Origin of the sequence: Archangium violaceum (genome assembly GCF_016859125.1) — a bacterium.
Classification (GTDB): domain Bacteria; phylum Myxococcota; class Myxococcia; order Myxococcales; family Myxococcaceae; genus Archangium; species Archangium violaceum_A.
In genome coordinates, this window is record NZ_CP069338.1 from 5,726,442 (window position 1) to 5,739,701 (window position 13,260).

14 protein-coding genes are annotated in these 13,260 nt (G+C 65.4%); 8 read left to right on the plus strand and 6 right to left on the minus strand.

Annotation, left to right across the window (positions count from 1 at the left end; genetic code table 11):
- Positions 1-203: 203 nt before the first annotated feature.
- Entirely contained in the window at positions 204-1,139 is a 936-nt protein-coding gene (locus JQX13_RS24540; RefSeq protein WP_203411340.1) for a carbohydrate-binding protein, read from the minus strand.
- 246 nt (positions 1,140-1,385) lie between these two features.
- On the opposite strand from JQX13_RS24540, the gene JQX13_RS24545 reads away from it, so the two are divergent.
- Positions 1,386-1,709 (plus strand): hypothetical protein, encoded by a 324-nt coding sequence (locus JQX13_RS24545; RefSeq protein ID WP_203411341.1) that lies wholly within the window; start codon positions 1,386-1,388, stop codon positions 1,707-1,709.
- A gap of 132 nt (positions 1,710-1,841) precedes the next feature.
- On the opposite strand, the gene JQX13_RS24550 is transcribed toward JQX13_RS24545, so the two are convergent.
- From JQX13_RS24550 to JQX13_RS24565, 4 genes are all read right to left on the minus strand, one after another.
- Positions 1,842-2,603: a hypothetical protein gene (locus tag JQX13_RS24550; RefSeq protein ID WP_203411342.1), complete on the minus strand. Its 762-nt coding sequence runs from the start codon at positions 2,601-2,603 to the stop codon at positions 1,842-1,844.
- A gap of 176 nt (positions 2,604-2,779) precedes the next feature.
- The gene (locus JQX13_RS24555; protein WP_203411343.1) at positions 2,780-3,805 is read right to left on the minus strand and encodes an alpha/beta fold hydrolase; all 1,026 of its coding nucleotides are present in this window, start codon (positions 3,803-3,805) and stop codon (positions 2,780-2,782) included.
- Positions 3,802-4,428, minus strand: coding sequence for a hypothetical protein (locus JQX13_RS24560; protein ID WP_203411344.1), 627 nt, complete (start codon positions 4,426-4,428; stop codon positions 3,802-3,804). Before JQX13_RS24560 ends, JQX13_RS24555 begins: the two co-directional genes overlap by 4 nt.
- Positions 4,429-4,616: 188 nt before the next feature.
- Entirely contained in the window at positions 4,617-5,420 is an 804-nt protein-coding gene (locus JQX13_RS24565) for an aminoglycoside adenylyltransferase family protein (RefSeq protein ID WP_203411345.1), read from the minus strand.
- A 305-nt stretch (positions 5,421-5,725) separates the two neighbouring features.
- On the opposite strand from JQX13_RS24565, the gene JQX13_RS24570 reads away from it, so the two are divergent.
- The 6 genes from JQX13_RS24570 (at position 5,726) to JQX13_RS24595 (ending at position 9,956) form a co-directional block, all read left to right on the plus strand.
- Positions 5,726-6,241, plus strand: a complete 516-nt coding sequence (locus JQX13_RS24570) for a hypothetical protein (RefSeq protein ID WP_203411346.1) — start codon at positions 5,726-5,728, stop codon at positions 6,239-6,241.
- 465 nt (positions 6,242-6,706) lie between these two features.
- Positions 6,707-6,973 carry a hypothetical protein gene (locus JQX13_RS24575; RefSeq protein WP_203411347.1) on the plus strand — a complete coding sequence of 89 codons (267 nt, stop codon included), beginning with the start codon at positions 6,707-6,709 and terminating at the stop codon, positions 6,971-6,973.
- A 2-nt stretch (positions 6,974-6,975) separates the two neighbouring features.
- Entirely contained in the window at positions 6,976-7,389 is a 414-nt protein-coding gene (locus tag JQX13_RS24580; RefSeq protein WP_203411348.1) for a lasso peptide biosynthesis protein, read from the plus strand.
- A 415-nt stretch (positions 7,390-7,804) separates the two neighbouring features.
- Entirely contained in the window at positions 7,805-8,542 is a 738-nt protein-coding gene (locus tag JQX13_RS24585) for a TetR/AcrR family transcriptional regulator (protein WP_203411349.1), read from the plus strand.
- A gap of 19 nt (positions 8,543-8,561) precedes the next feature.
- A complete protein-coding gene (locus JQX13_RS24590; RefSeq protein ID WP_203411350.1) occupies positions 8,562-8,987 on the plus strand; it encodes a VOC family protein in 426 nt (141 codons plus the stop codon).
- Between the two features lie 399 nt (positions 8,988-9,386).
- Positions 9,387-9,956 (plus strand): YdeI/OmpD-associated family protein, encoded by a 570-nt coding sequence (locus JQX13_RS24595; RefSeq protein WP_203411351.1) that lies wholly within the window; start codon positions 9,387-9,389, stop codon positions 9,954-9,956.
- Between the two features lie 474 nt (positions 9,957-10,430).
- Here the strand turns inward: JQX13_RS24595 and JQX13_RS24600 are convergent, their stop codons facing one another.
- The gene (locus JQX13_RS24600; RefSeq protein ID WP_203411352.1) at positions 10,431-11,552 is read right to left on the minus strand and encodes an ISAs1 family transposase; all 1,122 of its coding nucleotides are present in this window, start codon (positions 11,550-11,552) and stop codon (positions 10,431-10,433) included.
- 596 nt (positions 11,553-12,148) lie between these two features.
- Here JQX13_RS24600 and JQX13_RS24605 point away from each other — a divergent pair.
- Positions 12,149-13,135, plus strand: a complete 987-nt coding sequence (locus tag JQX13_RS24605) for a WD40/YVTN/BNR-like repeat-containing protein (protein WP_203411353.1) — start codon at positions 12,149-12,151, stop codon at positions 13,133-13,135.
- The last annotated feature ends 125 nt before the right edge of the window (positions 13,136-13,260 follow it).

Below are 13,260 nucleotides of genomic sequence, written 5' to 3' on the forward strand. Positions count from 1 at the left end.
CGGTTCCGGGGGACACTGGAACATTCCGGGCCTGACGCAATCAGGTCCGGTTCCGCTCGTTGGCGCCGACCTCCAGAGGATGGAGTTGCCTGACATCAACCTCATTCCATTGGTATGGGATTGATTGCGCTACCCGGGAATCGAGCTCTCGAATCGGCGGGGTGGCCGAGTCCTCCGCGCAACGCCCACCAGGAGCCGGCAGGTCATGGCATGGCCGCGCTACGAGCGGGAACGAAGAGGAATCCGCGGATGTTCGCGATCTTGGACTGGCCCGAGCCCACGATGTAGAGCGTGTGGATTCCGGGGACTGGCGTGACAGAGGAGCTCTGGATGCCTGACCAGGTATCCCATCCGCCCGTCCCCGTCACGGTGTGCGTTCCGATGAGCTGGCCCGTTGGGCTATTCAGGCGAAGCTCGAGCTGCTGGCCCGCGTATTCATGGGGCGCCGCGACGGTCAGCCAGACCTGGCTCGCGCCGGTCGAGCCGAAGTCCATTCCCGAGAATTGGATCCAGTCACCGTCATCGAAGTCACTCACGACCTGGGTTCCAGAGGACGTGACCAACGTGGTGCCGGACTGATCGTTGTAGTCCCTGGCCCAGATCCCGGACAGGCTGAATGGATTCAGGGTATGTACGGTGCCACTCTTGATGAAGAGCAGTTGATGGATGTTCCCAACGGCGTTCTTCCCCCTCGCCACGATGTAGACATCGTGCACTCCGGCCACGGGGACGGTGGACCCGTACTGGGTCGTGAAGTTGTTCCATCCTCCCGTCGAGGAGACATGGAGGACGTCGAGCAGTTGTCCCGTCGGCCTGTCCAGTCTGATTTCGAAGGACCCGCCGACCTCATGGTCCGGGAGCGCGACGATCAGTTGATAGGAGCTTGGGCCATTGGCCTCGAAGTCCACCTCGGCGAATTTGATCCAATCGCCGTCATCGAAGCTGCCTACAGCCCCCCCGGCCTCACCGTTGGGTCCCGGGGTGAGCCTGGTACCCGATTGAGCGTCGTAGGTGTTGGCCACGAGGGCCTGGTAATAGGGAGTGCGTGCCGCCAGTGCCGTACCTGGCAGGAGCTGCACGGCGCTCATGACGAGCCCCAGAGACAACAATCGAGAGAGCTGTCCACGGAAGAGATTCATGGGTGTGTTCTCCATCTCGGTCTCGACGTTTCACCTTTGCTGCCGTCGAGGAACTCGTACTCCCCGTAGCAGGGCCGCATGACTGGAGCGTGACTGGGGAGCGCTGGCCGGTCCGTGGAGCAGGCCGGCAGGCGCCAATGTCCAGGTAGGGGGGAGGGGTTCGAGGTCCCTGGATGTGGGCCTTGCGCACCGCCCGGGGCGCTTTACTCAAGAGGCGTCCGAACATCTGGGAAAGGAGGTTTCCTCGTGCCATCCATCATCTTTCGTAACGGTCCGACGTTTCCCCTTCTCCGGGCCCTGGGTGACTGGCCTTCGCGGTACGTCGAGGTCCGCATCGAGGGGCAGGTTCTCTCCATCGTGGCCACGCGCCGTCACGGCATCCTCACGGTCGTGTTCCCCAAGACGCCGGTTGTCTCGTCGCGCTCCATCCCCGTGCGCGCTGGATGGAATGAGTCCTCGAGGCCCGTGCGCTCGTTGGACCTGGGCACGCTGCCTCGTGAAGAGCGGCGCCCCGGCTTCTGGCAGCGGGTGAAGGAGTGGCTCATGGGGCCCCGGCGCTCCGCCGTGTAGGCCCCACGAGTCATACCCCCGGCTGCCTGCGCAGTGGGCTCCGGGGGCTCCTTCACGCAGCAGGGGCGGAGGCGAGCGTGGAACCTGAGGCCGCGGCGAGGGAGGCGCGGAAGAAGGACGGGGACTGCGCCGTCAGTCAGCCAGCGGATCCTCGAGGATCTCCGGCATCTCGAACGCGTCGAGGATCGGCGGCCAGCGCTCCCAGAACACCGCCCAATTGTACTCCGTGGGCGGTGAGGTGAGGGGATTCCCATCCCGGTCCGGATGGGCATACGCGTAATCCGCCAACGTCCACTCCAGTGTGCCGAAGTGCACCACGAGCAGTGGCGTCAGCGCCCGCATCAACGCGGGGCGTGACACCTCGTCCGCGTGTGGCCAGGCCGGCGTGAAGACCGCCTGCACCGTATCGTGCTGCTCGCGCCACGCCAGGTAGTTGTTGGCCATGGCGATGAACGCCTCGCGCTCCTGGCGCCCGGGGGTGAGCCGGGCCTGCTCGTAGAGCGCGAAGGCCGCCACCATCAGGCTCCGGCTGTCCATTCCGGGGAAGAGCGCGTCGAAGGCGTGGGGCCTCGGTGTGTCGAACGCATGGGCGAGCGCGTAGTCGTAGGCGAGCTGGGCTTCCACGGGAGCTGCTCCGGACAGGGAGAACTCCGCGAGCACGCGCTCCGGAGTCACCGCTCCGGCGGACTGGCGCCATGTCAGGTACGAGGTCGCCGCGCCGCCGATGTCCGTGAAGATGGCCACGTCGCCCCCGTGCAGCGTGCGCTCCAGCGTGAGCACCACGGCCTCCGCCTTGTCGAGCGGGTTCCATGCCGGTGCGCTCCAGTAGAGCGCGGCCATGCGTGCCGCGGTGAGGGTGAGAGTGCGGGGAGCCGCGAGCGCCTTGCCGTTCATCGCCGTGGTGAGCGCGGCGAGCGAGGCGGCCGCATCCCGGGCTCACTGCTCGGGCTGCCCCTGCCAGCGGCCCTCCTCGGCCCCTCCGCTCCAGCCCTCACCCTCAACACGGCCTCTCTTCCGCCTATGCGCCGCTTACCCAGGTCGCGCGCGAGTAGCCCTGAGCCCGCGCTGGCTCAGCGGTACTTCTCGATGAACTGAGTCACCGCAGTGAGGAATGCCTCGGGCTCCTCGAAGGGTGCCATGTGCGCGGACTTCTCGAAGATGACGAGGAACTTGTGCTCGGGAGGTGTACCCAGGTTGTCATAGGCGTCGTGCGCCATGGCGACCGGCACCGCGCCGTCGTGCCGCCCCCACAGCACGAGTGAGGGGATGGTGATGCGCGAGAGCTTCGGGGACATCTGCAGCGCGTCGTAGAAGGCGTCGTCGGAGAGGATCTTCTCGAGGACGAGACCGTTGTTCGTGAGCATGGCCCCGAACGAGAAGGGCGAGAAGAGCAGCAGATCCGCGCCAACGCCGGGCGAATTCGACGGATCATGGAAGTAGCCCCCCGCCTTGGTGCACAGGCGCTGCCATTTCCAGAGGTTGTCGCTGCTCATCCGCGTCCCCTTCATCGACTCGGCCCACTCGGGAACGCCGCGCCACGTGTCCACCTCCTCGCCCGCTGCCAGCTTCCGCTCGGCGTAGACCTTCACGTAGTCGAGCGCGAAGTCCCAGTTCTTCTGCCAGTCGTGGTTGCCATCCAGGTCGATCCATCCGGCCACGCCCTCCTGGTGCTTGAGGAGGTAGGCGGTCCCCAGGGTGCCGCCCCAGCTCGGGCCGAAGAGGAAGAGCTTCTGGACATCATTGCGCTGGCGAAGCGTGCTGATGACGGCGTGGGTGTCCGCGACGAACTGCTCGAGCGAGAGCGTCTCGGGTGTGGGGTTGCCCTGGGCCACCCCGGTGGCGCGCTGGTCCCAGTAGACGACGGCGTACTTCTCCTCGAGGGACTCCGTGACGGGCGACACATAGGACATGCTCGAATTGCCAGGGCCTCCGGCGAGCACCACCATGAAGACACCGGAGTCCGTGTTGCCACGCACCCACACCGGCAGGTCCGCGCCGGCACTGCGCACGAAGAAGAAATCGCCCTCGGTCTGGAACCGGCCGCAGCCAGTCAGGAGCGCGGAGAGCAACAGGGCGACGGTCGCGAGGGTTCTCATTGGAAGCGGACTCCGAGTTGCACGGCCGCATGGGGCAACAGCCGCTGGTTGAAGGGGAATTGACCGAAGAGCGTCACGCGGGTGAAGAGGGCAAGCGGGGCCACTCCATTGCGTTGCAGGTCCCAGCCCAGGCCCAGGCTGGCGGTGGGCATGAGGGCAGGCCTGCCAGCATCCGCGGCCGGCTGCACGGCGCCGTCCGGCGAGACCACATAGGCCGGGCCTTGCAGGAAGGTGTGCAGGTAACCAGCACCGGCGAGCAGCTCGCCATACAGGCCAAAGGAAGCCGTGAGGCGTCCGCCTACCTCGGCGGAGGCGAAGAGCCCCACGTGGTTGCGCGGGTGGACGTAGCCGCCCAGATTGCCCGTCAGAACGATGGCACCGCTGCCACCACGGACCAGGCTCAGCTCCGTCCCAACGGTAAGTCCCGGATGAACGAGCGTCTCTCCAAAGTACGCCACGGTCAGCGGAAGGCGCGTCGGCGACTCATCGGCGCGGGCCGGGGAAGAGAGAAGAGCGGCAGCAGATATCACGGCGGCGAGCGCCAGCCGCACGGATGGGCGAGACAGGATGGGCCCGAGACACAGGGGCGTTCCAGCCTGGGTGACGGGTAACTGAAAATCCATGGGTGTTGTTCCTCCTCCCCATGGAACACCGCGGCCCCGTCAAACCGTCACCGCGCTTGCGCGGAGGGCACAGTCCCCCTTTCCCAGAACGCGAGACGGACCGCCGCATTCTCAATTTCCTCCGCCTCGCGCGGTCCGGCGTGCGCTCCACCACCCAGCGGTAGCGTCCCAGCCTACGTTCTCGAAGTTCAGGGCGAACGGTCGCTTCGGGTGATCGCCTCGATGGCGCCTTTCATGTGCCGTATGCAGGCCTCCACCTCCTCGGTGCGATTCGTCCAATCGTCCTCGCATTCTCCGAGATAGGCGGCGCGCGCCAGTTCGAGCGCCGGCCTATGCGCCGGCGGCAGCCGTTCCAGCGCCCATGTCGCGGCGACGTCTTTGGGGAAGATCGCTCCCGTCGCGCGTGTCACCCAGATGCGCGCGAGTGCGAGCAGGACGTTGCGCTCGTCGCCTTCCCAGGTGTCTTCGCTCGTCCACTGTGCTGTCGTTTCGGCGAGGGCTCGGTTCAAATCGGCCGTGGGAATCGGGTCGAAGAGTTCAGTCGCGGGCGGTCCGAACAGCGCGACGCTGCGCTGTCTCAGCATGGTGAAGAGTATCGCGAGATCCGGATCGAAGGTCGGCGGCGGAATCCGCTTCGCCACGAGCTCATCGCGCAACCACTCACCAAACTGGAGATCGCGCCGCGCTGGATACCGCCACGGTTTGATGTCATCAATGACGACCGCGGTCACTTCGACCGGCCGGACCCGGTCGCCCCGCTTTGGATCGCCCGAGAGCGCCAACAGTTGCTCGACCAGCCGTACACGCCGGTCGCCGACGATGGGCTGCTTGACCGCGAGCAGAATGTCGATATCGCTTTTCGGCCGGAGTCCGCCGTTCATCGCCGAGCCGAAGAGATACATGCCGATGACGTCGTCCCCGAGCAGCCGGGTGAGCATGTTCTCGACCCGAGAAACCTGCGCGTGAGATGCCGTGTCCAAAGCGGTGTTCATGATGCACAATCCTGGTGCGTCTTCCGGTAGGTGGAATACTCGTTCCGGACCGAAGTGGAGCAGTCGGAGCGTCAGCGAAGCTGGCCAGGGTTCACTTCACCCCCTTCCTGGCCCGGGTCAAATTCCCATCCCCTTGCGCACCGAGTCGCCCGTGCGGGATTGAACGACCTGAATGTGCCCATATGGGACTTGTGGTATCCTCATCCATTCTGGCTTCCTGCCGGTTGTTCAGGAGTACAACGTGCTGCACGGGAGAGGCTCTCTTGAGAAGGTTGTTTGTCTTTTTCGCGATGGTGGGAGTCGTCGTGACGTTCGTGCGATGCGGGGACGGCTCTTCCGGGGAGCTCGATGCGGGGGTCATTGACAACGAGACGGACGGCGGCGCGCCGGATGCGTCCTCCGGTGGGAGTGTGCCCGTGGACGGTGGTGACGTTCCGGATGGGGGCGCACCGGATGCGTCCATGGACGCGGGAGAGCCCGCGGACGGCGGTGGCAACGTTCCCGATGCGGGCATTCCGGGGGGCGGCTCACGGCTCGCGTGCACGTTCAACAGCGAATGCCCGGTTGACGAGCGCTGCGAGTGTGATGAATCGGAGGGCTGTATGTGCCTCACAGGGCGGCGCGGGGCCGGGCGCCCGGGGATGGATGCCTGCACCAGCGGCAATGATTGCGAGAGCTCGCTCTGTGTCGAGGGCTGGGGTGGCTACTATTGCTCGGGGCAGTGCTACACCGACACGGACTGCGGGCCACAGTTGCCCATCTGTTCCTCCATCGCCTTCATCGGCAACATCTGCATCCGCCAGCCAGACGGTGGCCGCTGACCCGGCTCCACGCGGGATGTTGTCGTTGACGTAATGCACGAGCGCAGCGGCGTCGGAGGCGTGAATGTCGTTGTCACCGATGGTGCCCTTGACGGCAATCATGGGCGTGCCGCCGATGGCGCGGATGGCGGCGAAGTACCGGGCGCCTTCGTGAGCGCTCTGATTGGGAGCAGCGCGTGACGCTGGACGCAAGGGTGGTCTACGAGCCGCCCGTGTTGACCGTTATGGGAAAGGTCGAACACCTCACGGCACTCTTCCCTCGCGGCGTGCCTGATGTGTTGGGGCACGGCAACCTCATCTAGCATCGCGCAGGCAGTGTAGGCACTGTAGCGAGCCGTCGTAGCCGATCGAACCATTCAGTGAAGATCGCGGGGCCCCGGGTCGACGCTGGTGTGTTGAGACCGTAAACACAGCTCGCTGGATGAATGGCTCGGATCCGGCAGCTTCACGGTGCAGTTATGTTGCATGGCACCGAGATCATCGGAGACTACACGGGCTGCTCAGGGCAAGTCGTTTTCTACCAATCCGGCGGACTTGATCGAGGAGCCGGACGCGGACATCGACCGCGCGGCGATCTGGCGCTGCTGTCGGGGCGAAGGGCCCATCATCTACCACTCCATGGAGCGAGTCCGGCCGGGCCTGGTGGTGGTCCTCGAGCAGCACCGCACGACCGCCGTCGAGTACGATCGGATCACCCCGATGGCGCTGCCGCGCACGCCGCCCGCGCCCTGAGGATGCTGCGAAAGCAAGGCTGGGGACCAGCTTCTCGCTATCTGCGGCAGTTGCGCCCCGTCCCGGGGAGTGACCGCTACGCCGCGCTTCCGCCGCTCGCCGCGATCCGCCTCGCCCGCCAGGAGATCCTGTGGAGCCAGCTCGTCCTGCGGCTCCTCGAGCCCAACGGGATCTGTCTGCCTGGCTCGTTCTCGCTCGCTGTCTACCTCTCCGCCTTCGGCCTGCCCTGCGAGGTCACGGTGGCGCGCGAGCTTTGCTCGAGCAACCCGGAGTACAGCTTCCACTCCTGGGCTGAGCTCCACGGCGAGGTGCTCAATGACACTCCAGCGGTCAAGCAGGGATTCAAGGTGCTCCAGCGGGTTTCCGCTGACGCCATCGCCGCTCGCAAGGGCGGCGGGAACCCGGAGCGGCGCTGAGGAGAGCAGACTCGCCTCCGTCACCTCCTCGTCGATACCCGGGTACTCGTCGCGCTGGCCGAACCGAACGAGCGAAAATCTCGGGAGGGGCGGCGGCGAGCATCGCGGCCGTCGATCGCACCTGGCCGCAGCGGTTCACCGGCGCCGCAACGGAGTCGGCCGCACGATGCGGTGACGCGTGTGCTTGAGCGGCTGCGGATGGGGACGGAGAGGCCCCTGGCCCCTGCCGCGCCCGCGTGTACCTCGAGCTGGCCGACGCGACGCCGGCCGAAGCCGATCGCGGGATGGCGATGCTCGAGAAGCTGGTGGGGTGAGGCCGGGGGTCGGGGCTCCGCGGAAATAACGGAACCAGATAGTTTCGGAACTTGACGGTTCCGGAACTCGCGGGTATCAACATCATCTCGAGGATGACTGCATGACTCAGAACGATGACGACGCCGTTGCCGCCGAGCCCGCACAGCCAGGACGCAAGCGAGACCACTCGCGCGACGCGAAGATCCTCGACGCCACGCTCGAGGTTCTCGCCGAGGTGGGCGCAGCGGGCCTGACAATGGACATCGTGGCCGCGCGAGCCGGAGCCGGGAAGGCGACCATCTACCGCCGATGGACGTCGAAGACGGAGCTGGTCATCGATGCCGTCGCGCACATGAAACGCAATCAGGTCGATCTCGAGCGTCTGCCCGACACGGGCACGCTCCGCGGAGACCTGCTCGGCCTGTTCAAGCCGCAGTCGATCGAAGAAGGCGAGCGCAAGCTCAAGATCATGACGGGGCTCGCCTCGTTGCTCTCGCAGGACCAGACGCTCGCCGAGGCAGCAAACGCCGCGGTGGTCCAACCGTGGGCCGAAGCGCACTTCGCGCTGATGCGGCGAGCGGTCGAACGCGGTGAGATCTCGGCGTCCGCCGACATCGTCACTCTGTCCCAGGTCATCCCGTCGATGGCCGCCTACCGCACCCTGGTTCAGCGCAAGCCGATGGACCTGGCCTTCCTCGTGTCGATGGTTGACGGAGTCATCATGCCGGCCCTCCGGCCTCAGCCCTCGGCGGTACCACCAGATTCGACAGGTCACAGACCTGTCCCCATCACCTCACGGGTCGAAGAATCCCCGTCGCCCCGACGAGCCGCGAGCGTGCGGAGACGCTCGAAAACCTGAACCTGCATAGGAGAGAGACATGACCGTCAGCGTTACCAACCACCTCAACTTCCGTGGCGATGCTCGTGCGGCGCTGGAGTTCTACCAGTCCGTGTTCGGCGGGGACATCACCATTGTCACCTACAAGGACGCCCATAGCGTCCAGGATCCGTCCGAGGCGAATCAGGTGATGTGGGGCCAGGTCGCCGCCAAGAACGGCTTTCGAGTGATGGCGTACGACGTGCCGTCCCGGATGCCGTGGGACGAAGGCAAGAATGCATTCTTCGTCTCTGTCCGCGGTGACTCGGATAAGGAAATCACCGCGCTCTGGGAAAAGCTCTCCGTTGGCGCGACCGTCGCGCAGCCACTGGCGCCGTCGGGATGGGCGCCCCTCTACGGCATGCTCAAGGACCGCTTCGGCATCACGTGGGTCCTGGATGTCGCTACGGAGTACAAGGCGCACTGAGCCAGCGACGGAACGGGCGCGGATCCGCCAGGCAACATCGCTACTCTCGAGCATGGTCGAGCGAACCAATGCGGACCTCGCTGCTCGAGGTAGACCTCTGTTCACGCTCAAGACCATTCCCCAAGGCGCCGCGACCTCGGTCTGGGCTGGAGTGGTGGCCTCGGCGGACGACGTTGGAGGCCGCTACTGCGAAAATCGCCATGTCACCACCAGGGGGGCCTTCAACCCGCTCGATCCCAGCAGCGAAGGGGGCCGTCTGGGCGAAGAGCGGAGCGTTGGTGTGCGAGAGTTTCTGAGTCGGCTCCTGGGAGTCCCCGAGACGGCAGGCATCGCCGCGATGCACACCATTTTCGATGATACTGTGTCGTTCAGGCCCATGTTTGAATTGGAAGGCTTGGCATGCATCCACCCGAAGCTCGCTCATTCGAGACAGTTGACCAGCTCGAAAGTTGGCTGAAAGCGAATCATGAGACCAGGCGAGAGCTCTGGGTCCGCATCTTCAAGAAGGACTCGGGCACTCCAACTGTCACCTGGAACGATTGTGTCGTCGCGGCGATCGCGTGGGGCTGGATCGACGGTCAGCGTAAGTCGCTCGACGAAGTCTCGTTTCTACAGCGCTTGACGCCGCGCCGTCCCAGATCGGACTGGTCGAAGAGGAACCGTGAACACGCCGAGCGTCTGGTGGCCGAGGGGCGCATGCGGCCACCTGGCCTGGCTCATGTCCAAGCGGCGCGCGAGGACGGGCGCTGGGAGCAGGCCTATTCGGGGTCGTCTGAGGTGGTCGTCCCGGATGACTTCCTCGAAGAGCTGCGGAAGACCCCTGCTGCCAGGCGGTTCTTCGAAACGCTCGATCGCAGAAACCTATACGTGATTTATCGTCGCCTTCAGACTGCCAAGCGCTTGGAAACCCGGAAGAAGCGAATCGCGGATATGGTTGCGCAATTGGCGCGCGGCAAAGCGTTCCACTGAGAGCATGAGGTTGCTTCGCCTGCGTCCGCGGTTCCGGCGATCGAACTCTGTCCACCCGGTCGTGCCGCAGGCTCGGTGAGCAAGCCATCCGGCCGCAATGGAAATCAGGTCTCCTTATCGGTTTGAACAAGGCGAGCCGCTGCCCTCGGAGCCGCACAACATCATCATCGGCGGCATCTCCATTCCTGCCAGGCGTTCTTTCGCCAATGCTCCAAAGCTGCTCGCTTCGACAAATGATTGTTGTTTGACGGGGAGATGGACTCCGGGCAGTAGGCAGGATTGATCCAAAGTCCGTAGGAGAGGTTTTGAAGAGGCGGAGAGCAAGTCCAGACATTCACAGGCAAAGAGGGAGCATCCCTCCGGACGGCGCCTGAAAGAGGGGCGCCGTGGAAGGACAGGAGTGAAGGTACACAGGCCGAACAGCCAGGGGAGAAGAGGCGCGGGAAGGCCGGAGCGGGAGCAGCTGGCGGGCGCTCAGGCAAGTGTGGCCAGACTCTCGGGCAGCACGGCCAGACCCAACAGGCCCTGGTAGAGCACCTCCATGGTGCGTGCGAAGCTTTGGGGCCGTTTGTCGCGAGTCGGCAGGTGCGTGCGCACCAGGGCCAGCAGGTTGTAGGCCAGCAAACGCAGCCAGCTGAGTACCAGGGGTGCATTGCCTCGCAGGCTGGGCGAGGCGCTGTCCTCCTCCAGCACCACGTCCGCTGTCCAGTTGGGCCCGTTCTCAATCCCCCAGTGCCGGCGTACCAACGTCAGCATCCGCTCCGGGGACAGTTGCCCTGTGGGAATGGAGGTGAGGAACAGCCGCGTCTCCACCTTCGGCAGCTCGCCGTCTCTGGTTCGCGTCTGCCTCACCCATACCCATTGCTGGGCGCCGGGAAAGTCCTCCTCTGGCGGCTTGTCCACCACCCTCAACTCCCTCTCCACCCACTCCCCGCTCGTCCGCTCGCGCGTGCGCACCTTCACTGGCGCCACCGCCAGCGCCACCCACGCCTTGTCATGTAGCCGGTGGAAGTTCTCCTTGAGCGCCATCAGGTAGTGCTTGCCCGCCTCCCTCACCACCCGCGCATTGGCCGCGCTCGTCATTCCCGCGTCCACTGTCACGTACTCGAAATGCCGCCCGAACTTCTCCACCACCCGTTTGAACAACTCCGGGAACGCCGTCGCCTCTCCCTGCTTGCCTTCCAGCAACTTCTGGTCGAGCACCGGCTGGGCCGCGCTGCTGGTGAGACTGGCGCGCAGCGCGTACGGGTACCAGTACTCCCGCCCCTGCTCATCCTTCGTCGTGTGGCTCGGCTCGCACGGCGGCTGCCCCGGCGTGCTCTCCCCTGCCTTCCCGTCAATGCTGACGACGCCCCGGGCGAAGAGCTCATGGCGTATCAGCCCCACTTCCAGGCCTCGGTGCACCATCTGGTGCACCTCCTGCTCCAACCCCTCTGGCTCCAACTTCCCCAGCAGCCTATCCAACGTCGTGTCGGACACCGGCCGCTTCAGCCCCTCGGGCGCCGTGCCTTCGCGCAGCATGTCCTCCCCCAGCGCCTCGGCATGCCTCAACACCCGCCGCCCCACCGCCAGCGCCTGCACCAGCAGCATCAACATCGCCGCCAGCGGATGCCTCTGTCCCCGGCGGGCCCGGGGTCCTTTACCTCCTTGAATGTCAGCCCCAGGCTCGCCATCATCCTCTGCACGCGGGAGGGGGTTTCCTGCTCGTCCTTCTTCCCCTTCCCGTTTCCCGCTTGGGGTGTGGATGGCCCGCCAGTCCTCCCGCCCCGGTTTTTCTTCCCACTCATCCTTCTTCTCCCCGGACCTGTCCGGCCCGTCTCCGGCTCTGTGCTGGCGCTCCCCCTCGCGATCAGCCCGCGGCTGCTCGCCTCCGGTGGGCGCCTGTAGGCGGGACTATACTTCAGCCGTAGGCCCGGGTGGGATGACCTCTCCCGTGGGACTTTGAATCAAGCCTGCGGGCAGTAGGTGGCCCGTGCGGTGCCGTGCCAGGAAAGGCCTCGCCGCACAGCGCTACTGTCGCTTCATCTATTTCCTGTCATTCTCAAAGAGAGAAAAATGCATTTCTTGAGAAGGAATCCGGCTGTCATCGCTGTGTTGTCCACAACGCTCGCCCTGTCGGCCTGCGGCAGCGGGCAGGATGATTCCTCCCCGGGGCTCGTCGAGCAGCGCGGGATGCCCTGACGGGTTGGACCGTGCCCTCGTGCAGTCACATTACTGGAACGAATGCCATCACCTTCACCCGGGACGAGGGCGCGACCCTGGCGTCGACGGGGACGCTCACGGGCACCGTTTCCACCCCTGGGCTGGTGGCGCTGGATACGGCGAACACGCTGCTCGCGGTGCACGCCAACAGCCTCCTCCGGTCCACCGACGCGGGCTGCACCTGGAACACCGTTGGAACGGTGCACTCGGGCCTGACGCTGACCGCCGCAACCGGAGGCCGAGCCTATGCCTGGGCGGAGAACGGCTCGAGCCTCTACCGCATCGATGGCTCCACCCTCACCGCGCTGACCTCACCCGCGGCGAACATCCTGGGCCTGGGCGTGGACGCCGCCAACGGCAGCCACGTGCGCGTCGGTGACAGGCGGGGCCAACTGTACGAGTCCTTCAATGGTGGCGCCTCGTGGACGGCCATCGGTGTGGCTCCGGTCAGCGAGGACTTCGTCCTCGGATACACGGTGGCGTTCGACCCGGCCAATCTCAACCACGTGTTGTATGGTCTGGCCGGTCAGGGCGCCTTCGTATCGACCAATGGTGGCTCCACCTGGACGCAGGTGAAGGGCCTGTCGACGACCCGCGCCAACGGGTTCACCATCGCCGTGTCCCCGGCCAACGGGCAGATCGTCTGGCTCGTGGGCATGGACCTGGAGACGAGCACCCGGAAGCTCTACCGCTCGGCGGACGGCGGTCAGACCTTTGCTCCGGTGGTGGTGGAATCGGAGAACGTGAGTTTGACCAACGGCGTCCTGGTCGCGCCGCATCCGAAGGACGCCCAGGTCATCTATTTCGAGTTCGGCACCTACTACCAGGACTATGGCACGGACATCTACAAATACAACCACGCAACGGGCGTGGTGACGCAGACGCATAACGCCAATGATGATGTGTCGTCGATCGCGTTCTCGCCCGCCGACCCGTCCGTGATGTATTTCGGTCTCACGTCCGTCATTCCCAGCTGAGACGGAGCACGGACGATTCCCCATCGCTTCGGGGGAGGAGCCGAGACCTCCCTCCGGCCGCACTTTTCTCCAACTTGTCCGACTGTCGGACAGGTCGCGGAAGACCGCGTCCGGAGGGGCTCCTC